Source organism: Nocardia kruczakiae NBRC 101016 (assembly GCF_001612965.1).
In the GTDB taxonomy this organism is placed as follows: domain Bacteria; phylum Actinomycetota; class Actinomycetes; order Mycobacteriales; family Mycobacteriaceae; genus Nocardia; species Nocardia kruczakiae.
Map to the genome: position 1 here is coordinate 143,502 of NZ_BDBL01000008.1, position 19,781 is coordinate 163,282.

The 19,781-nt window shown below is 68.6% G+C and carries 18 protein-coding genes and 1 tRNA gene; 3 read left to right on the top strand and 16 right to left on the bottom strand.

Annotation, left to right across the window (positions count from 1 at the left end; translation table 11 throughout):
- Window positions 1-20: 20 nt before the first annotated feature.
- The 3 genes from NK1_RS08780 to NK1_RS08790 all read right to left on the bottom strand — a co-directional run bounded on the left by NK1_RS08780 (window position 21) and on the right by NK1_RS08790 (window position 3,551).
- A complete protein-coding gene (locus tag NK1_RS08780; RefSeq protein WP_063008036.1) occupies window positions 21-1,004 on the bottom strand; it encodes an NAD-dependent epimerase/dehydratase family protein in 984 nt (327 codons plus the stop codon).
- 2 nt (window positions 1,005-1,006) lie between these two features.
- Complete coding sequence (locus tag NK1_RS08785) at window positions 1,007-3,076, bottom strand: catalase (RefSeq protein WP_063008037.1); 2,070 nt, start codon at window positions 3,074-3,076, stop codon at window positions 1,007-1,009.
- Between the two features lie 229 nt (window positions 3,077-3,305).
- The gene (locus tag NK1_RS08790; RefSeq protein WP_036508828.1) at window positions 3,306-3,551 is read right to left on the bottom strand and encodes a hypothetical protein; all 246 of its coding nucleotides are present in this window, start codon (window positions 3,549-3,551) and stop codon (window positions 3,306-3,308) included.
- 168 nt (window positions 3,552-3,719) lie between these two features.
- Between NK1_RS08790 and NK1_RS08795 the strand changes: the two genes are divergently transcribed.
- The gene (locus NK1_RS08795; protein WP_063008038.1) at window positions 3,720-4,388 is read left to right on the top strand and encodes a chymotrypsin family serine protease; all 669 of its coding nucleotides are present in this window, start codon (window positions 3,720-3,722) and stop codon (window positions 4,386-4,388) included.
- A gap of 72 nt (window positions 4,389-4,460) precedes the next feature.
- Here the strand turns inward: NK1_RS08795 and NK1_RS08800 are convergent.
- Window positions 4,461-4,533 (bottom strand) — tRNA-Asn (locus tag NK1_RS08800).
- A gap of 284 nt (window positions 4,534-4,817) precedes the next feature.
- On the opposite strand from NK1_RS08800, the gene NK1_RS08805 reads away from it, so the two are divergent.
- Entirely contained in the window at window positions 4,818-5,063 is a 246-nt protein-coding gene (locus NK1_RS08805; protein WP_063008087.1) for a hypothetical protein, read from the top strand.
- A 55-nt stretch (window positions 5,064-5,118) separates the two neighbouring features.
- On the opposite strand, the gene NK1_RS08810 is transcribed toward NK1_RS08805, so the two are convergent.
- The 5 genes from NK1_RS08810 to NK1_RS08830 form a co-directional block, all read right to left on the bottom strand.
- A complete protein-coding gene (locus tag NK1_RS08810; protein WP_063008039.1) occupies window positions 5,119-5,943 on the bottom strand; it encodes an alpha/beta fold hydrolase in 825 nt (274 codons plus the stop codon).
- 14 nt (window positions 5,944-5,957) lie between these two features.
- Window positions 5,958-7,868 carry a DNA primase gene (gene dnaG, locus NK1_RS08815; RefSeq protein WP_063008040.1) on the bottom strand — a complete coding sequence of 637 codons (1,911 nt, stop codon included), beginning with the start codon at window positions 7,866-7,868 and terminating at the stop codon, window positions 5,958-5,960.
- 49 nt (window positions 7,869-7,917) lie between these two features.
- Window positions 7,918-9,180, bottom strand: a complete 1,263-nt coding sequence (locus NK1_RS08820) for a deoxyguanosinetriphosphate triphosphohydrolase (protein WP_374726653.1) — start codon at window positions 9,178-9,180, stop codon at window positions 7,918-7,920.
- Window positions 9,181-9,203: 23 nt separating this feature from the next.
- On the bottom strand, window positions 9,204-9,896 hold the full coding sequence (locus tag NK1_RS08825) for a YdcF family protein (RefSeq protein WP_063008042.1): 693 nt from the start codon (window positions 9,894-9,896) through the stop codon (window positions 9,204-9,206).
- A gap of 78 nt (window positions 9,897-9,974) precedes the next feature.
- Window positions 9,975-10,670 carry an MBL fold metallo-hydrolase gene (locus tag NK1_RS08830; protein WP_063008088.1) on the bottom strand — a complete coding sequence of 232 codons (696 nt, stop codon included), beginning with the start codon at window positions 10,668-10,670 and terminating at the stop codon, window positions 9,975-9,977.
- 64 nt (window positions 10,671-10,734) lie between these two features.
- On the opposite strand from NK1_RS08830, the gene NK1_RS08835 reads away from it, so the two are divergent.
- A complete protein-coding gene (locus tag NK1_RS08835; protein WP_063008043.1) occupies window positions 10,735-12,732 on the top strand; it encodes a TPM domain-containing protein in 1,998 nt (665 codons plus the stop codon).
- Between the two features lie 10 nt (window positions 12,733-12,742).
- Here NK1_RS08835 and NK1_RS08840 read toward each other — a convergent pair whose 3' ends face one another.
- From NK1_RS08840 to NK1_RS08870, 7 genes are all read right to left on the bottom strand, one after another.
- Window positions 12,743-13,201 (bottom strand): VOC family protein, encoded by a 459-nt coding sequence (locus NK1_RS08840; protein ID WP_063008044.1) that lies wholly within the window; start codon window positions 13,199-13,201, stop codon window positions 12,743-12,745.
- Between the two features lie 35 nt (window positions 13,202-13,236).
- Window positions 13,237-13,842: a response regulator transcription factor gene (locus NK1_RS08845; protein ID WP_036499723.1), complete on the bottom strand. Its 606-nt coding sequence runs from the start codon at window positions 13,840-13,842 to the stop codon at window positions 13,237-13,239.
- Between the two features lie 252 nt (window positions 13,843-14,094).
- The gene (locus NK1_RS08850; protein ID WP_157104148.1) at window positions 14,095-15,288 is read right to left on the bottom strand and encodes a sensor histidine kinase; all 1,194 of its coding nucleotides are present in this window, start codon (window positions 15,286-15,288) and stop codon (window positions 14,095-14,097) included.
- An 85-nt stretch (window positions 15,289-15,373) separates the two neighbouring features.
- A complete protein-coding gene (locus tag NK1_RS08855) occupies window positions 15,374-16,150 on the bottom strand; it encodes an ABC transporter permease (protein WP_063008046.1) in 777 nt (258 codons plus the stop codon).
- A gap of 1 nt (window position 16,151) precedes the next feature.
- Window positions 16,152-17,087 carry an ABC transporter ATP-binding protein gene (locus NK1_RS08860; RefSeq protein WP_063008047.1) on the bottom strand — a complete coding sequence of 312 codons (936 nt, stop codon included), beginning with the start codon at window positions 17,085-17,087 and terminating at the stop codon, window positions 16,152-16,154.
- A 68-nt stretch (window positions 17,088-17,155) separates the two neighbouring features.
- A complete protein-coding gene (locus tag NK1_RS08865) occupies window positions 17,156-18,076 on the bottom strand; it encodes an NADP-dependent oxidoreductase (RefSeq protein ID WP_063008089.1) in 921 nt (306 codons plus the stop codon).
- Between the two features lie 209 nt (window positions 18,077-18,285).
- The gene (locus NK1_RS08870) at window positions 18,286-19,677 is read right to left on the bottom strand and encodes a glycine--tRNA ligase (protein ID WP_063008048.1); all 1,392 of its coding nucleotides are present in this window, start codon (window positions 19,675-19,677) and stop codon (window positions 18,286-18,288) included.
- Window positions 19,678-19,781 lie beyond the last annotated feature (104 nt).

Below are 19,781 nucleotides of genomic sequence, written 5' to 3' on the forward strand. Positions count from 1 at the left end.
GCAAGGCATGTGCCGGCGAACTACCCGGCGGGTAATCGCATAAACCGCGCCCGCGCCCGCCGCTGCGCGAACCACGCCAGTGTCCGGCGCAAACCCTCCTCCGGCGAGACGGTGGGTTCCCAGCCGAGTAACGCACGCGCCGAACCGATATCGGGACACCGCCGCCGCGGATCGTCGACCGGCATGTCGAGCGACCGGATCGGCGAGTGACCGCCACCGAGTCGCTGAATCAGCGCGGCGATCTCGTTGACGGTCATCTCCTGCGGGTTCCCGATGTTCATCGGGCCGCGATGGCCGGACTCCGCCAGCGCGAGCAGCCCGCGCACGGTGTCGTCGACATAGCAGATCGAGCGCGTCTGTTCGCCGTCGCCGGTGATGGTGAGCGGTTCCCCGGCCAGCACCTGCTCGATGAAGGCGGGCACCATCCGGCCGTCGTCGGCACGCATGCCGGGCCCGTAGGTGTTGAAGATGCGGGCGATCGCCACATCGGTGCCGCGGTCGCGGTGATAAGCGGTCACCAGGGCCTCGGCGTACCGCTTCGCCTCGTCGTACACACTGCGCGGGCCGACGGGATTGACGTTGCCCCAATAGGTTTCGCGCTGCGGATGTTCGGCCGGATCACCGTAGACCTCACTCGTCGAGGCCAGCAGCAGCCGCGCGCCGTGGCGATCCGCCAGGTCGAGCGCCGCCGCGGTGCCGTCGGCCCCGGCCCGCAGTGTCTGCACTCCGAGCCGGGCGTAGTGGATCGGCGACGCCGGTGACGCGAGATGCGCCACCAGGTCCACCGGCCCGATATCCGGCAGCCCCTGGGTCACGTCGCAGGCGAGAAACCGGAAATCCGGATACTTCTCCAGTTCCGCGATGTTGTCCGGATCTCCGGTGGCGAAGTTGTCCACGCCCACGACCGCCGCACCTCGCTCGAGCAGGGCCGTGCACAAGTGGGTGCCGATGAATCCGGCACACCCGGTCACGGCCGCCCGGCGAAACCGCGACGCGCTCGTCATCGTCAGCTCTCGAACCGCGCCCAGTACCGGACTTCCCGGCACCGGCCGAGGAAGTCGGCCACCGATGCGCCCGCCGCGAGATCCATGACACCGGCATCGAGTTCACCGGTCAGTCCCGCGGCCGCGAACAGCGCGCCGGCGTTGCGGTGGGCGATGAACTTACCGTGCGCGTAGGCGTCGCTGACGAAGTCGCGCGCCGGCGGCACCGTGGCGAGTTCGGCGGCGCCGGCCTCGGTCGCGAGGATCACGACCGCGTCGTAGAGCACCGACGGTCCACCGTCGATCTTCTGGTCCGCTTCGATACGTCCGCCGTCGCCGGTGGTGACACCGCCGACCTTCGGCGCGACGACCTCGAGAATCGCCTGCTCCGCCTGTACCGCGTCGCGCACCTCGGCGAATGCCTTCGCGTCGACGCCGTCGGTGACGAGCACGCCGATCTTGCGTCCCGCGACGCTGTCCGGGCCGTTGCGCACGATGCTCAGGGCCGGCGAGGGCGGCAGATCGGTGATCGGCTCGCGCGCACAGCGCGCCGGTTCGGGCAGCTCCGCGAGGCCGAGGCCGTCGGCGACCGCCGTGGCCAGATCCTCGTGGACGTTGCGCAGCGCGCCGACGACCCGGGCACGAATCTCGACTCGATCGCATTTACTCAGCTCGAAGACGAACGCCTCGATGATGTGCTGCTGCTCGATACTCGTCTGGCTCACGAAGAACTGGCGGGCCTGGCTGTAATGGTCGGCGAAACTCTCCGGCCGCAGCCGGCGTTTGGGACCCGAAATCGTCTCCGGATAGGTCGTGAAGCCGCGTTCGGGATCCTCGCGCGGGCCCTTGATGTCGTCGGGCCAGGAATTGGGTTCGTAATTGACGCGGCCCTTCGGATTGACCATGGCCATATGGCCGTCCTGCTGGAACGTCGCGAACGGGCATTTGGGCGCGTTCACGGGCAGGTGCGTGAAGTTGGGGCCGCCGAGCCGCTTCAATTGTGTGTCGAGATACGAGAAGTTCCGGCCCTGCAGCAGTGGATCGTTCGTGAAATCGATGCCCGGGACGATGTTCTGGGTGCAGAAGGCCACCTGCTCGGTTTCGGCGAAGAAATTGTCGACGACCCGGTTCAGCACCAGCTTGCCGACCGGGCGCACCGGCACTTCCTCTTCCGGAATGATCTTCGTCGGATCCAGGATGTCGAAGGCGAAGCGATCGGCGAAGTCGTCGTCGAACAGCTGCATGCCCAGTTCCCATTCCGGATAGTCCCCGGACTGGATGGCATCCCACAGATCGCGGCGGTGGAAATCGGGGTCGGCGCCGTTGATCTTCAGTGCCTCGTTCCACACCACCGACTGCATGCCCTGCTTCGGCTTCCAATGGAATTTCACGAACGTCGAGCGGCCCTCGGCATTCACCAGCCGGAAGGTGTGGACACCGAATCCCTCCATGAACCGGAACGAGCGCGGGATGGCCCGGTCGGACATGATCCACAGCAGCATGTGGGTCGATTCGGGGGTGAGGGAGACGAAATCCCAGAAATTGTCGTGCGCCGTCTGCGCCTGCGGAAAACCGCGGTCGGGCTCCTGTTTGGCGGCGTGGACCATATCCGGGAACTTGATGGGGTCCTGGATGAAGAAGACCGGAATATTGTTTCCGACCAGATCCCAGTTACCTTCTCGCGTATACAATTTCACCGCGAAACCGCGAACGTCGCGGGCGAGATCGAACGATCCCTTGTTCCCGGCCACCGTGGAGAACCGGACGAATGCCTCGGTCCGGCGACCGGCCTCCTGGAAGGGGTCGGCCCGGGTCAGATCGGACAGCGAATCGTAGTTCTCGAAGTAGCCGTGCACGCCGAAACCGCGGGCATGGACCACGCGCTCCGGAATCCGCTCGTGGTCGAAGTGGAAGATCTTCTCGCGAAAGTGGAAGTCCTCCAGCAGCGCGGGCCCGCGCTCCCCCGCCCGCAAGGTGTTCTGATCGTCTCCGACCACCACACCCTGCTGGGTGGTCAGCCGCACGTCGTCTCCGGATGCCTCTTGGTGGGTTTCGCCGCCGTTGCCCGGCCGACCTGCCACGTTGTCCGTCATCTCCCGACCTCCTGCCGCTGTACGCCGAACCGTTCGGTCACCGAGCCGATACCCGCCCGCCACGGCGGCAAACGTTCGTACCGCTACAGAAGGGGTCGCGAGCCGGACATCGGCGATCGAACGGTCCGACTCGCGAGATCGAGCGAAACCTGTTGCGGCTCTTCCTATTCTGGGATATCGTCGTCGGCCGGTCCCCCGGCCCCACTACCGGCACGACGCCGTCGGCACCTCAGTGCGCGCCCGCTCCGGCAAGCCGCTGCGCCAGGAGTTCCTTCCCCATATCCGCGCCCTTACGGCTGTCGGCCTGCGCCCGCCGGAAGAAGTCGGCGAGTTCGGCGTCGCCGGCTCGTTCGGCATCGCGGCTGTAGACCTCCATCCGCAGCGCGTTGCTCATACACTGTTCGGTGAACCAGACCAGGTTGTAATCTTTGTCCAAGGTGCCCGTGAACTGCCCGGTTTCCTGTTCCTTACCCATCGCGATCCTCCTCGTCGGACGCATTTCCCTCCCCATCACGCGCACTACCCGAGCCGATCGCGACTATTCCTCGGCAGGTGACCGAAGTCCCTACCGACGGCGGACACCGGCCGGTAGACAAGGCTGCAGCGACATCGCAGGCTGCACGGAGGAGTGAGGCCGAGCCCCATGACCGAGCAGACGAAGAGATCGATCATCGCCACCGCGCTGCTGACCGGGGCCGCCGTCCTGGTGGCGCCGGCGGTGGCTCCCGCCGATTCCCCCGCCCGGGTGGTGCGGCCCGGCACCTCGCTCGGCCTCTGCACGATCACCGCGGCCGGACACGACGCGGCGGGCAACGCGGTCGCCCTCACCGCCGGCCACTGCATGTTCAGCCCCGGACAGAGCGTGGTCGCACCCGGCATCGGCAGAATCGGCCACTACGCCAGCTGGACCTCCAAATGGGCACTGCTGCAGTCCGATTCGACCAGCGACTGGGCCGTCATCGCGCTCCGCCCCGGCCTCGGCATCTCGACGGTGGCCCCGAACGGCGCCGTGCTCGACCACTTCGGCGCGGCCCCCGCCCCCGGCAGCCGCATCGACAAATACGGCAGCACCACGCGGTCGACCAGCGGCCAGGTCGATTCGGTCGTCGACAATGTGATCCACACCTCCGTCCCCGGACTGAACGGCGACAGTGGCTCCCCCGCATACCAGGGCACTGGCCTGGTGGGCATCGACTCCCAGATCAACCCCACGACACCGGCCGGCCCGTTCTGGTTCTCCGGCATCGAGGGCGTGCTCGCCGAGATCAACTCCCGGCCCGGGATCGTCGGCTACGGCTTCCGTCTCGGCTGACCCGATGCGCCGCTCAGACAGCTCAGCCCCTGGCCTGTGATACGTTCTCACAGGCCAGGGGCTGTTTTACTGCTCCCCCATCTGGACTCGAACCAGAAACCTGCCGATTAACAGTCGGCTGCTCTGCCAATTGAGCTATAGGGGATTGCTCCGGCCGTCCCGTGCGGGCCGGCCGAGCACAAACTTTAGCTTATGTCCGGTCCGCTCCCCAAATCGGCCCGGGAGCTGGGAAAATACGGAACGTAGTGGTGTGTCGGAGGCGCGCGGCGCGGCCACCAACCGGGCTGTGCGGGTGAGGAATTCGAGGGGCCGGCGCCGGGGGATCGGAAATTGTCGGTGGGGTCTGGCAAGGTGGTGCCGGATCGACAGTCCGGCTCGGTGTCGGGCAGGATGTACGGCGCGGACAGCTACTGGGAGGAGCCCGAAAGAATGCTGCGGTTGATCATCGGCGTCGCAGCCGGTTATGTGCTGGGGGCCAAGGCGGGGCGGGCTCGCTACGAGCAGATCAGCAAGACCACCCGTGCTGTCGCCGCCAGCCCGGTCACCCGCAAGCTGGTCCAGACCGGCCGCCAGAAGCTGTCGGATCGACTCAATACCCAGCCGCGGCTCGAACCCATGGAGCCGATCGACGAGCGCACCACCGTCCTCGTCCCCCAGGACCAACTCCGGCGCTGACGCGCGCACCCGGTGGCTCGCGGCCGCCGCCGGTCCGCGTGCCACCGAACGCGCCCTACCTACCGGTCGAGCCGATCTCCTCAGGCTCTTCCTCGGTCCGCGCCACCGCGGCGGCGATGTGCCGGGCGAGCAGGTGCGGTGCCTGTGCGTGGGCCAGATGTCCCTGCCCCGGCAGAAGGTCGATGTGGGCCTGCGGCAGTGCATCGGCGATGCGGTCGAAGGCGGTGCCGTAGGGCTCGGCGTTCGCGTTGAGTTCGCCCAGCAGCAGGGTGACCGGAACGGTCAGGGCGCGATACCGCTGTAGATCCGCCGGATATGCGTTGATGGCCTCCAGTTCCGTCGGCAGCGGCGCGGCCAGCGGCCGCAGCACCGCCCATGCCGGCGATTCCCGCAGCGCGGCAACATATTCCGCGGAGAAGCCCGACACATCGGTATTGACCAACCGGACGGCGGCATCCAGATCGCCGCGGTCGACGGCGGCGCGCAGCGCGGGGATCGCGGCGGGGGCGAAGGGCGCCGATACCGGTTCGTACGCGATCAGCGAGCGCAGATCCGACCGCTCACACGCCGCCTCCAGCGCGATCAGCCCGCCGTAGCTCCACCCGCACAGCTCCACCGCACCGCCGAGAGTGTCGAGGATGTGGTGCAGATCATCGACTTCGGTGCGCACCGAGTAGTCCGGTCCCAGCGGACCGCTCGGCACCCGCCCGCGGCGATTGATCGTCACCACCGGATTGGGCAGTCCGAGCCGCTCCACCACGGGCCGCCAGGCGACGGCATCGGACATGACCCCCGGAACGATCACCAGCGGCGGGCCGTCACCGTCGACGATTTCGGCGGTCAGTTCGGTCCCGGAACGATGGAAAGACGTCGATCTCATTCCGATTGGAACGATCAGGCGACGTTGAAATCATCCGAGTTGCCCATGGCCTGGGTGAGCAGGCTCTTGCGGTACTGCTCGAGGGCGACCAGATCGCCGAACAGGGCCATGTAGTCGTCCGGCTGTTCGGTCGACGAAACCCGCTGCAGTTTCGACTTGAGCGCGGCGACCTGACGCCCGACCCATGCCTCCTGCACCCGCGCCAGCACGCCGGAGATGAATCGGGGGAGGTCGTCCATCGATTTCACCGGGAGCGGCTCGGCGGCCAGTTCGGAGACCAGCGCCCGCAGCATCAGATCCTCGGTGTGATCGGCGACGCGCGAAACCCACTCGGCGCCACCGAGTCCCGCTGCGGTGCCACCGGCGGCTGCGAGGGCGGCGCGCACGGCGGCATACGCGGCGTGGGTGAACGCCTCGGGCTCGAGGCTGTCGAAGATCGGGCCCGCGGTCGCCGGATACTGCAGGGCGGCGGCCAGCACCTGCCGCTGCGGCAGTAGTACCGGGTCACCCGGATTCGGCCGGGCGGCGGCCGACTCCGCGACCGCTGACTCGGTGGCCGCTTCCCGGCCGGGCACACCCTTCACCGGCTTGCCGCGACGGGCGTGATCGCCGACCCGGCGCACCACCAGCTGGATGTCGTCCCAGCCCACCCATCCGGCGAGCTTCGTGGCATACGCCTTGCGCAGCGCGTTGTCCTTGATCTGCGCCACCACGGGCACCGCACGCCGCAGCGCCTCCACCTGCCCCTCGGGTGTGTCGAGGTTGTGGTCGGCGAGCAGACCGCGAATCACGAACTCGTACAACGGGACTCGCCGGGCCACCAGATCGCGAACCGCTCCGTCGCCGGAACGCTGCCGCAATTCACACGGATCCTGCCCATCGGGCGCGACCGCGATATACGTCTGCCCGGCCAGTTTCTGGTCACCGGAGAAGGCCTTCAGCGCCGCGGCCTGACCGGCGGCATCACCGTCGAAGGTGTAGATGATCTCGCCGCGCCAGAAATTGTCGTCCATCAGCAACCGGCGCAACATCGACAGATGCTCGTCACCGAAGGCGGTGCCACACGAGGCGACCGCGGTCGTCACACCCGCCAGGTGCATGGCCATCACATCGGTGTAACCCTCGACCACCACCGCCTGATGGCTCTTGGCGATCTCCCGCTTGGCGTGGTCGAGCCCGAACAGCACCTGAGACTTCTTGTACAGCACCGTTTCCGGCGTATTGATGTACTTGGCGGTCATCTGGTCGTCGTCGAACAGGCGACGCGCGCCGAAACCGATGACATCGCCGCTCAGATTCCGGATCGGCCACAGCAGCCGCCGGTGGAACCGGTCGATGGGACCGTGCCGGCCGGGCTTGGACAGCCCCGCGGCCTCCAACTCCTTGATGTCGAAACCCTTGCGCAGCAGGTATTTCGTCAGCGTGTCCCAACCTGCCGGGGCATACCCGCAGCCGAACTGCCGCGCCGCGTTGGCGTCGAAGTTGCGGTCGGTGAGGTAGGTGCGCGCCACCTCCGCACCCGGTTCGCTCAGTTGCGCCTGATAGAACTCGTGCGCGGCCGCATTGGCGGCGACCAGCCGGGAACGGGTGCCGCGGTCGCGCTGCACCGAGGTCCCGCCGCCCTCGTAGTTGATCGTGTAGCCGATCCGGTCGGCCAGCTGCTCGACCGCCTCGACGAATCCGACGTGGTCGATCTTCTGCAGAAACGCGAACACGTCGCCGCTCTCACCGCAGCCGAAGCAGTGGAAATGGCTGTGATTCGGCCGCACATGGAACGACGGCGACTTCTCGTCGTGGAACGGGCACAGCCCCTTCAGCGAATCGGCACCGGCACGCTTGAGCGACACATATTCACCGACGACATCCTCGATGCGTACGCGTTCACGTATTGCCGCGATATCGCGATCCGGAAGTCGACCTGCCACGAAATCCGAGTCTAGCCGCGTGCCGGTCGGCCCACGCCGACGACCGGGGTCATCGGGCCGCGATGCGCTCCAGCCTGCTCTCGGTGTAGGAAGCGATCTGATCGACGATCACGCGTACCCGGGCGGTGTCGTCGGTGGCCGCCTCCCACCACGGCAGCAGGATCGGGTCGAGGCCCTGGGGGGCGCCGGCCAGCAGGCGGTCGGCTACGTATCGGATGCGCTCGCGCTGTTCGGCCTGGCGTTCGTGATGTTGCGGGTCGGACATCACGTATCGCAGCGCGACCGTTTTCAACAGCGCGACCTCCGCGGCCACCACGGCCGGCACCTCCAGATCGGCCGCGTAGCGGCACAGCGACTGCCCGGTCCACGCGGCGCGGGTCGCCTCGACCGCCGCGGTCGCGAACCGGCCGACCAGATCGCTGGTCAGCCGCTTGAGGGCGACCGAGGCGCGCAGGGTGCCGTCATAGGCGGCGGCCTCGGCGATCACCTGCAATTGCGACAGCCGCTGACCGGCGGCGATCAGATCGTCGGCGGACAGGTCGCGGTGCTGGCGCTGGCCCAGTTCGGCGAGGGCGGCCTGTTCGGCCGGATCGGCGAGCGCCCGCAGATCGATCCGGCCCGCGATCACTCCGTCCTCCACGTCGTGCACCGAGTACGCCACGTCATCGGACCAATCCATGACCTGCGACTCCAGCGACTGCCGACGCTCGGGCGCTCCCTTGCGGACCCAGTCCAGCCGGTCCAGGTCGGCGTCGTAGGCGCCGAACTTCGTACCGGAAGCCGTTCTGCCCCAGGGGTATTTGACCGTGGCGTCGAGAGCGGCGCGGGTCAGGTTGAGACCGTAGCTCTCCCCTACCGGATCGAAGACCTTGGGCTCCAATCGGGTCAGAATCCGCAGGTTCTGGGCGTTGCCCTCGAACCCGCCGTAGGCGTCGGCGAATTCGTCGAGGGCGCGTTCGCCGTTGTGACCGTACGGCGGATGGCCGATGTCGTGGGCCAGCCCGGCCAGATCGACCAGATCCGCGTCACAGCCCAGCCCCTCGGCGATGCTGCGCCCGATCTGGGCGACCTCCAGCGAATGGGTGAGCCGGGTGCGCGGCGTGTCACCGTCGCGCGGCCCCATCACCTGGGTCTTGTCGGCAAGTCGCCGCAGTGCCGCCGAATGCAGCACCCGGGCCCGGTCCCGCGCGAAGTCACTGCGGCGGGCGGGTGCCGGCGACCACCGCAACCCCGCCGTGGGCGAGGTCTCGGACACCATGCGCTCGTGATCGCTGTCGACATACGGGCATTCGGGCATCGCGTCGAAACTCATGAGGGATACCGCCTGGCACTTTCTCACTGCTCCGCGGTGTATTTGAAATCCGCGGAGAAGTGGGTGAGCTGATACCACAGCAGGGCGCCGGTTTCGCGGGCGATGCCGTGGAGTTGGGACTCCCGGGTGTAGACCGCCGGGCCGGTGCGGGTCGGCGCGGTCCACGCGTCCAGACCGGCGTCGCGGGCCATGGTGCGGGTGCGCAGCGAATGCCACGGGTCGCTGACCAGCACCGCCGACGACAGATCGCGGGCCCGCATCGCGGAGGCGACCGCCTCGATACTCTGCAGCGTGTCCGATCCGGTCTCCACGGCCAGCACCCGGTCGGCGGGCACGCCTCGATTCTTCAGATAGTTCTTCCCGGAGGCGGCCTCGGTGTAGTTGTCGCCGACCTGTTTGCCGCCGACCGTGATCACCAGCGGCGCAACGCCTTTGGTGTACAGGTGATAGGCCTGCCCGAGCCGGGCCTCGAATACCGAGGACGGCGTGCCGTCGTATTGCGCGGCGCCCAGCACCACGATCGCGTCGGCATGGCTGTAGTCGTCGATCCGCGCCACCTGCCAGACCCGGAAGGCGGTGCCGCCGACGAGGACGACCCCGATGAGGACGGTGCCGGCGATCACCCGGCGCACCCACCGCGCGACCGCCGATCCGCGCGGACGGCGCGGCGCGACGGACGGGCGGGTCGGTGCGGGATGGGTGAGGGCCGAGGGCATTCCCCGAGTGTGCCAGTGCTCGGTCACGCCACGATTGCGGAGCGCCGGAACGTCACGGTCGCCGGGCACCGGAACCGCTCACCAACCGCGTTGCCGCCACTGCTCGAGCTGCGGCCGCTCGGCACCCAGGGTGGTGTCGTCGCCGTGGCCCGGGTAGACGACCGTATCGTCGCCGAAGCGGTCGAACACCTTGCTGGTGACGTCGCTGTAGAGGGAATCGAAATCCTCCGGGGAGGTGGTGCGGCCGATACCACCCGGAAACAGGCAGTCGCCGGTGAACAGATGGGTGCGGCCGGAGCCGTCGGTGAGCGCCAGCGCGACGGATCCCGGGGTATGTCCGCGCAGGTGGATGACGTCGAACCGCAGGTCGCCGATCGAGACGGTGTCACCGTCGGCGAGCAGCCGATCCGGCCGTACCGGAAGCGGTTCGGCGTCCAGGGCGTGCGCGGCGGTCGGTACGCCGGTGTCGGCGACCACGGCACTCAGGGCCTGCCAGTGGTCGAAATGCTGATGGGTGGTGACGATCAGCCGCAGCCGCCCCGGCACCTCCTGGTCCAGCAGGGCCTGGATGCGTTCGGATTCGTTGGCGGCGTCGATCAGCACCGCGTCGCCGGTGGCGGCGTCCTGCACCAGATAGACGTTGTTGTCCATACCGCCGACCGACATCTTGACGATCCGGGCGCCCGGCACGTCGCGCTGCTGCGGATTCGTGCCCGGCGCGACGTGGCCCGTATAGGGGATATCCAGCGTGATCACCCTGCCGATCGTAATCATCGGTTCCGACACGGGTCGGCCGGATCAACGCCCCTCGCGCCATGTCGGCGGATACATTCGTGCTATGCCGCCGCACTCGCGTCCTCGCCGATCACAGCCGCCGACGCTGCTCGCGTTGCTGCTGTCGATCGTGTTCGGGTTCGTGCTCGGCTGCTGCGGCCCGGCCGTCGCCGACGAACCGATGCGGCTCAACGAATACGTCACCGATTCCGCCCAGGTTCTCGACGGTCCGCAGCGCGACACCGTGCGCGCCTCGGTGGACGCGCTCTACACCGCGCATCGGGAGCGGCTGTGGGTGGTCTACGTCCGCGATTTCGGCGGCGTGGACCCACAGACCTGGGGTCAGCGCACCGCGACCGCGTCCGGATTCGGCGACCGCGATGTGCTGCTGTCGATCGCGACCAGCGACCGCTCCTATTCCTTCACCGGCGCGCTCCCGCCCTCGGTGAGCGAGGCGGAACTGAATTCGCTGCTCACCGATCAGGTCGAGCCGAGACTGCACAACGGTCAGTGGGCCGAGGCCGCGGTGGCAGCGGCCGACGGATTGTCCACGGCCATGGGCGATTCCGGCGGTGTCGGGATCTGGCCGCTGATCGTGATCACCCTGATCGTGCTGGGTGTGATCGGTGTGGTGCTGGGTTATTCGCAGTTGCGCCGGCGGGCACGGGGGCGCGCCGAGACCGACGCCGCCCGCGCGGTCGACCCGACCGACACCGCCGCGCTGGCCCGGCTCCGCCCGGATCTGCTCGAGTCCCGCTCGGCGCAGGTGCTGGTCGACACCGACAACGCGATCCGGGCCAGTGCCGAGGAACTGCGCCTGGCAACCGACGAATTCGGCGCCACCGCGACCGCCCCGTTCGCCGCCGCGCTCGAGTCGGCGAAACGGGCGATGGCACATGCCTTTTCGATCCGTCAGCGGCTCGACGACGACATCCCCGAAACCCCTGATCAGCGCCGTGATCTGCTGGTCGAGCTGATCGCCACCTGCGGGCGGGCCGATGCCGAACTCGACGACAAGGTGGCCGAATTCGACGCGATGCGCAATCTGCTGATCGACGCGCCACAACGGCTGGACACGCTGACTCGCGATGTGGTCGATCTCACCGTGCGGCTGCCGCGCTCGGAGGAGACCCTGCGGCAGCTGCTGGCCGCACAACCGGAATCGGTCACCGCGCCGGTGCGCGACAACGTGGCGATGGCACGGGAGCGAATCGGGTTCGCCGAGAACACGATCGAGCAGGGCCGCCGCGCCGCGGCCGAGCCGGTCGGTCGTCAGGGCGGGGTCGTCGCGGCGATTCGCGGCGCGGAGGCCGCGGTGACCGCCGCCCGCACCCTGCTCGACGCCGTGGACACCGCCGAAACCGATATCACCCAGGCGCGGGCCGGCCTGCCGGCGGCGATCGACGAATTGGGCCGCGACCTCGAGACCGCGCAGGGCCTGACCGAACACGGCGGCTCGGAACTGGCGGCGGCGATGTCGGGCGCCCGCACCGCATGGGAGGCGGCCCGGACCACCGGCGACCGCGATCCGCTCGGCACGTTCCACCGCGCGGTAGCGGCCGATACCGCACTGGATCGCGCGGTCGCCGCGGCCGGTGAACGCAAACTCGCCGCCGAGCAGCTGCGGCGCCGCCTGGACCAGGCCGTGACCGCCGCGCAGAGCCAGGTCCGCGCGGCCGCCGATTTCATCGACACCCGCCGCGGCGGTATCGACGCCACGCCCCGCACGCGCCTGGCCGAAGCGCAGCGCAATCTCGATCGGGCGCAGGAGCTTTCGCCCACCGACCCGCAGGCGGCACTGAGCAGTGCGCAACAGGCCGCCGATCTGGCCACCCGCGCACTGCACGCCGCCGAGGCCGATGTGCGGGAGTGGCAGACTCGTCGCCCGGCTTCCGGGACGTCACAGGCCGGCGCGGTACTGGGCGGAATTCTGATCGACAGCCTGCTGCGCGGCGCGGGAAGCGGCTACCGCGGCCGTTCGATGGGCGGATCCGGATGGGGTCCGGCCTCTTTCGGCGGCTCCGACAGTTCCCGCCGGATCAGCCGCGGCGGGCGATTCTGATCTGCTCGTCTCACCGTGCCGGTGGCACGGCCTCACCAGTGCGCGTCGCGAGCCACTGCTGCAGTTCGATCAGGTTGCCCTCGGGATCGCGCAGATAGGCGCAGCGCAGGCGTCCGTCGTATTCGACGGGCTCGCCCGAGATTTCGGCGCCGCGGGCGGTGATCGCGGCGAGATAGTCGTCCAGATCGTCGACCCGCAACGACACCATCGCCGCATCGGCGGGCAGGACCGGCGCCACGTCGCCATCCGACGACGAGCGCGAGTCGCTTCCGGACCGCAAGGTATCCCCCAGCGCCGCCGCCAGATTCGCGCGCTCGTGCAGCGCGAGCGTGCTGCCCAGTTCGGGTTTGAACGCCGCGTAGGGCGGGCGCGGGTCGTCGGTTTGCGGTGTGAGTCCGAGAACGTCGCGATAGAACGCCACGCAGCGGTCGAATTCGGACACGATCAGGCGGATCTGGGTCAGATGCACATCGGCGAATCTACGCCCGCCGCGGTGGGGGCCGCTCACAACCAGCCGAGACGTTCGGCCGCGCGGACGGCCTCGGCACGAGTGCGGGTGCCGGTCTTGCCGATCGCTGCCGAGAGATGGTTGCGGACGGTTCCCTCGGACAGATGCAGCCGCTTCGCGATGACCCCCGCCGTCGACCCGTCCGCCGCGGCGGCGAGCACTTCGCGCTCGCGTGCGGTGAGCGGAGAGGTTCCGGCGGTGAGGGTCTCGGTGGCCAACGCGGGATCCACCACTCGCAGGCCCATGTGCACGCGCCGCACGGCATCCGCCAATTCCCGTGCGGGCGTGTCCTTCACGACGAATCCGCCGGCTCCGGCGTCGATGGCGCGGCGCAGGTAGCCGGGGCGGCCGAATGTGGTCACCATCAGAATGCGGATACGCGGGAATTCCGCATGCAGCTGCGCCGCCACCGAAATTCCGTCCATTCCGGGCATTTCCACATCGAGCAGCACCACATCCGGCGTGGTGCGCCGCACCGCGTCCAGCACCTCGTCGCCCCGGCCCACCTCGGCCACCACCTCGAGGTCCGCCTCCAGCCCGAGCAGCGCCGCCAGCGCGCCCCGCACGAGCGCCTGATCGTCGGCGAGCAACAACCGGATCACCGGCGTCGCCCCCGTCGCGGTTCACCGATCGACATCATCCATCGCACGCCTGCGACCCTAATCCGGAAGGCGGGTTCGCCGCCGCCGACCGGTCGAACCTCGGCGCCGAACCCGGCCGAAGGCGTCGCCGCTCGCAGCGTGGCGACCCGGCACGACTCCGGCTCTCCGTCCGCTGCCCGCGCCTCGACCGAGAGCCACAGACTGTGCCCGGCGATGGGGCCGGTGTCGTTCGCGGCCGCCTGCCCGGCGTTCTCAGCGTTGCTCGTCCGCCGTGGTGAAGTCCACGGCGATCAAGGTCCCCCCGCCGGGAGGTGTGTCGACCGTCAACACACCGCCCTCGGCGCGCACCCGGTCGCGTAAGCCGGTCAGTCCGGAGCCGAAGACGCTGCCGGACAGCCCTTTTCCGTCGTCGAAGATGTCGATCCGCGATTCGCTGGCCCGGACCCGGCAGTGGCGGGCGCCGCTGTGGCGCACCACGTTCGTCACCGCCTCGCGCAGGACCCAGCCGAAGATCACCGCATCACGCGTGGCGAGCTCAGCGGGATCCGGGAGCTCCGCCTCGATACCGGCGGCGCGCAGGGCCGTCCGGGCGTTGACGAGTTCGGTCGCGAGCGACACCTCGCGCAGGCCGCCGACGGTATCGCGCACCCCGGCCAGCGCCTCGCGGGCCAGGCGCTCCACATCGGCCAGCTCCTGGCGGGCGCGGGTGGGATCGGTGTCGAGCAGCCGTTGCGCCAGTTCGGTTTTGACGGTGATGACGGTCAGCGAGTGGCCCAGAATGTCGTGCACGTCGCGGGCTACCCGGTTGCGTTCCTCCACGATCGCGAGCTCGCCCTGCTGGCGGCGAGTCAGTTCCCGTAGCTGCCCGCGCCGCCGGCCGATTTCGCGACCGGTCCACATCACCACCGGAATGAAGGCGAAATACAGTGGGGCGCTGCCGTAATGCAGCGACAGGCCGATCAGCAGCACGGCTGTCCCGGCCACCACCGCGCCGGATTTGGCCGGTGGCAGTACGAACACGGCGCCGGCCGCGACGTAGATGGCGGTGCCCAGACCGCTGACCCCCAGCAGCACCGTCAAACTCGCGGCCAGGGCCGCCAGGGCGCCCACCACCAGCCATCGCGGCCATTCGTAGGAGACCGGCAGCGCCGCATGCGCGTGCTTCTCCTCCCAGTCCGGTTGCCGGAACGGACCGAAGCACGAGGCCGTCAGCACCCAGAAGACCGCCAGGCAGACGGCCGCCGCGACGGCCCGCATCCGGTGCCCGTCCTGCCATTGGGAGACGATCGGCGCGATCAGATAGAGCAGCCAGATCAAAGCCAGCACCGCGCCGAAGAACAGTCGTCGATGCTGGATGGCGGTCTGCGGGGCGGGGTCGCGGTCCATAGTGCGGGCGATCCGATCCAGCGCTCCAGATATCGGCCGATCGACCGGAGGTATCCGCATCGTCACCCTCCGTCTCCTGCCCTGGCCGCCGCCGGATTCCGACGCTACCGCACCGTCCACCGGGGCGGACGGTGCGGCGCGTCGGTCAGCGAGCGGTGTCACGCCGGAACAGCACCGCGGCGCCGAGGGCGAATACCGAGGCCCAGACCACGATGTTCAGCACCGCCAGTGCGGCGGAACCGGCAGTGGTGTCGCCGAGCGGCACCCGGGCCAGGGTGGCGACGCCGTTGGTCGGGAAGACCTTCGACACCGTGTCGAACCAGCCGTGCAGCGGCATGAACAATCCACCGGCGAACGACAGCAGCGCCAGCACCGGGCCGAGGATCTGCATCACGTTCTCCGAGGGCAGCAGATATCCCATGAACAGTCCGAATGCCGCGAAGACCACGGAGGTCAGCCACGCGATCAGGAAGCAGCCCACCCACGCGGCGGTGGTCAGATGCGCGCCGGTCACCGCGCCGGCGGCGAAAACGACGACGACCGAACTCAATCCGAGCACCATCGCGCCGGCCACTTTGGTGGCGACGTAGGCGGCCGGGCTCAGCGGCGTGAGACGCAGTTGACGTACCCAACCGGCGGCGCGTTCCACCGCCACCATGGCGCCGCCGCTGGTGGTGGCGAGCATCGCCCCGTAGACGGCCATCGACACCATCACATAGGCGGTGACATTCGCCGACCCGTAGGTCTCGGTGCGGGACGCGTTCTGGGCGCCGAAGATCACGAAGAACACCACCGGCATCACCAGCGCGAAGATGACGGTGCGCCGGTTGCGCAGCATGCGGCGCAATTCGAGCAGCAGGAATCCCCGGCTGAATCCGCCGGCGCTCGGACGGATGGCGCGGGGCGCGGTCGATGTGGTCATCTCAGTTGTCTCCGGTCAGTGCGAGGAAGGCGTCTTCGAGATTGCGGCCGGTGATTTCGATGTCGACGGCCGGTGTCCTGGTCAGCAGATAGCGGGCGACCACGTCGGAGTCGTTGCCGTGCACCAGCACTCGATCACCGCGCTGCTCGACCCGGTCCACGCCGGCGAGGGCGAGCAGGCTCGCCGGGTCGGCATCGGGCAGCGTCGCCGAGACCGTGCGGCCGGAGGCCAGATTCTTCACCGCCGCGGCACTGCCGTCGGCCACGACCCGCCCGCCCCGCACCAGCACGATGCGGTCGGCGTAGGCGTCGGCCTCGTCGAGATAGTGGGTGGCGAAGACGACGGTTCGTCCGAGCCCGGCGTCGGCGCGGATGGCGTTCCAGAAATCGCGGCGGCCCTCCACGTCCATGCCGGTGGTCGGCTCGTCGAGGATCAGCAGGTCCGGATCGGGCAGCAGCGCGAGGGCGAAGCGCAGGCGCTGCTGCTGACCACCGGAGCATTTGCCCACCATGCGGTCGGCGATGCCGTCGATTCCGGCGCGGACGAGCACCTCCCCGGCGGGGCGCGGATGGCGATGCAGGGACGCGACGACCCGCACCGTTTCGCCGACGGTGAGATCCGGAAGCAGGCCGCCCGATTGCAGGACCGCCGAAACTCGGCCCGCCGCAACCGCTTCCGCCGGTTTTCCGCCGAGAATGCGGGCGGTGCCGGCGTCGGGGCGCAGCAGGCCGAGCATCATGTCGATGCTGGTGGACTTCCCGGCACCGTTGGGTCCCAGGAAGGCGACCACCTCACCCGCGGTGACGGTCAGATCGAGTCCGTCGACCGCGCGGACGGGCCCGGCGGAGCTGCGGAAGGTTTTGGTCAGTCCGCGAAGCTCGATCACCGGTGCGGCGGCGACCCGTTCCGCCGAACCGGATGTCATTGCTGATGTCATGGTTCCACTGTCGCGTGGAGCCGGGTGACGTACCTGGCCCGAGCGTCACGACTGTGCCATGACAGATGTCATGGCAGCAGGACGATCTTGCCCCGGGTGTGGCCGCGCTCGAGTTCGGTGAACGCCGCGCGCACGTCGGCGAGCGGATAGGTGGCGGCGATCGGAATCCGGACGGACCCCGCGGCGGCCAGTTCGGCCAGCTGGGCGAGTACGTCGATGGTGTCGGCGGCCGCATTGCCCTCCGCCTTGACGCCGTATTTCTCCACCGCGGCGAAGTCGATGATCGTATCGATGCGTTCGGGCTTCACGCCGAGATCGAGGGCGAGTTCGACGTAGCCGTTGCCATGCGTATCGATGAAGGCATCGATACCGCCGGGCGCCGCCTCCCGGAGGCGCTCGGCGAGACCGTCACCGTACTCCACCGCGACCGCCCCCAGCTCGCGCAGATAGTCCTGGTTGTCCGGCCCCGCGATGCCGATCACCGTCACCTCACGGGCCCGAAGCAGTTGCACCACAATGGATCCCACGCCACCGGCCGCGCCGGACACCGCGATGGTGTCACCGGCTTCCGGGCTCACGGCCCGCACAGCGGCGAAGGCGGTGGTGCCCGCGACGTACAGCGATCCGGCGACCTCCCAGGACAGGCCCACCGGCTTGGGGGTGACCTGCTCGGCCGGCACCACCACCCGGGTGGCGTGGCTGGAGCGCTTGTCGCTGAATCCGAGCACCTCGTCGCCGACGGCGATCCCGCTCACTCCCTCACCGAGGGCGACGATGCGCCCGGCGAAGTCGGTGCCCTCGCCCTCGGGGAAGGTGGCGGGCCACCGCTCGTGCAGCGAGCCGTTGCGGATCTTGGCCTCACCCGGATTGATTCCCGCGGCCACCACCTCGACCGCGACCTGTCCGGGCCCGGGCTGCGGATCCGGTATCTCGCGAACCTCGAGCACATCGATATCGCCGTAACGATCGAACTTGACCGCCTGCGCCATGATCAGGACCTTTCGTCGCACCTGTGGGCCGGGGCCCGGCAGCACCCCGGGGGCGCGCCGGATCTCGGATTGCTCAGTGCTCGGAACGACCCGGGCCACGGCGATATTTCCGCCGATCCCACTTCGGCGCGCGATTCGCCCCGATAACGCCCGGGTCTTCGGTTATGCCCGATTCCGAATGCGGTATACCCGTCCGCGCCGCGGTGAACTCAGGCGCCCAGCAGGCGCTGCGCCAGGTAGCCCTCCACCTGGTCGAGCGCGATCCGTTCCTGCGCCATCGAGTCCCGCTCGCGCACGGTGACGGCCTGGTCCTCGAGGGTGTCGAAGTCGACGGTGATGCAGAACGGGGTGCCGATCTCGTCCTGGCGGCGGTACCGGCGGCCGATCGCGCCGGCGTCGTCGAAGTCGACGTTCCAGTTCCTGCGCAGTTGCGCGGCAAGGTCTTTCGCCTTCGGCGACAGATCGGCGTTGCGCGACAACGGAAGGACGGCGGCCTTCACCGGCGCGAGGCGGCGATCCAGGCGCAGCACGGTCCGCTTCTCCATGACGCCCTTGGCGTTCGGCGCCTCGTCCTCGGTGTAGGCGTCGATCAGGAAGGCCATCAGCGAGCGGGTCAGGCCGGCCGCGGGTTCGATCACGTACGGCGTGTAGCGCTCGTTGGTGTTCTGGTCGAAGAAGCTCAGATCGGTGCCGGAATGCTTGGAGTGGGTCGACAGGTCGAAATCGGTGCGGTTGGCGACACCCTCGAGCTCACCCCATTCGCTGCCCTGGAAGTGGAAGCGGTACTCGATATCGACCGTACGGGTCGAATAGTGCGAGAGCTTCTCCTTCGGGTGCTCGTAGAGCCGCAGATTCTCCGGATCGATGCCGAGGTCGGTGTACCAGGCCAGGCGGGTGTCGATCCAGTACTGGTGCCACCGCTCGTCCTCACCGGGCTTGACGAAGAACTCCATCTCCATCTGCTCGAATTCGCGGGTGCGGAAGATGAAGTTGCCCGGGGTGATCTCGTTGCGGAAGCTCTTGCCGATCTGCGCGATGCCGAACGGCGGCTTCTTGCGCGCGGTGGTCATCACGTTCGCGAAGTTCACGAAGATGCCCTGCGCGGTCTCCGGACGCAGATAGTGCAGGCCCTCCTCGGACTCGATCGGCCCGAGGTAGGTCTTGAGCATCATGTTGAAATCGCGCGGTTCGGTCCACTTACCGACGGTGCCGCAGTCCGGGCAGCCGATCAGCTCCATGGACACGCTGTCCGGGTCGTCGATCTTGTGCTTCTCGGCGTAGGCCTCCTGCAGGTGGTCCTGCCGGTGCCGCTTGTGGCAGTTCAGGCATTCGACCAGCGGGTCGTTGAAGACGCTGACGTGCCCCGAGGCCACCCACACCGGGCGCGGCAGGATGATCGCGGAGTCCAGGCCGACCACATCGTCGCGGCTGGTGACCATGGCCCGCCACCACTGCTTCTTGATGTTTTCCTTGAGCTCCACACCCAGCGGACCGTAATCCCACGCCGACCGGGTCCCTCCGTAGATCTCGCCGCTGGGGTATACCAAGCCACGACGCTTGGCAAGATTCGCGACGGTGTCGATCTTCGACTTGGGTGCCACGGTGGAAGCTCTCCCTCTGGATGATGGGTCCGAACGATTCGCCCCAGCCTATCGACACCGGATAGAACACCGCGAGGCAGTATCGACGGCGCGGCTCCTTGACA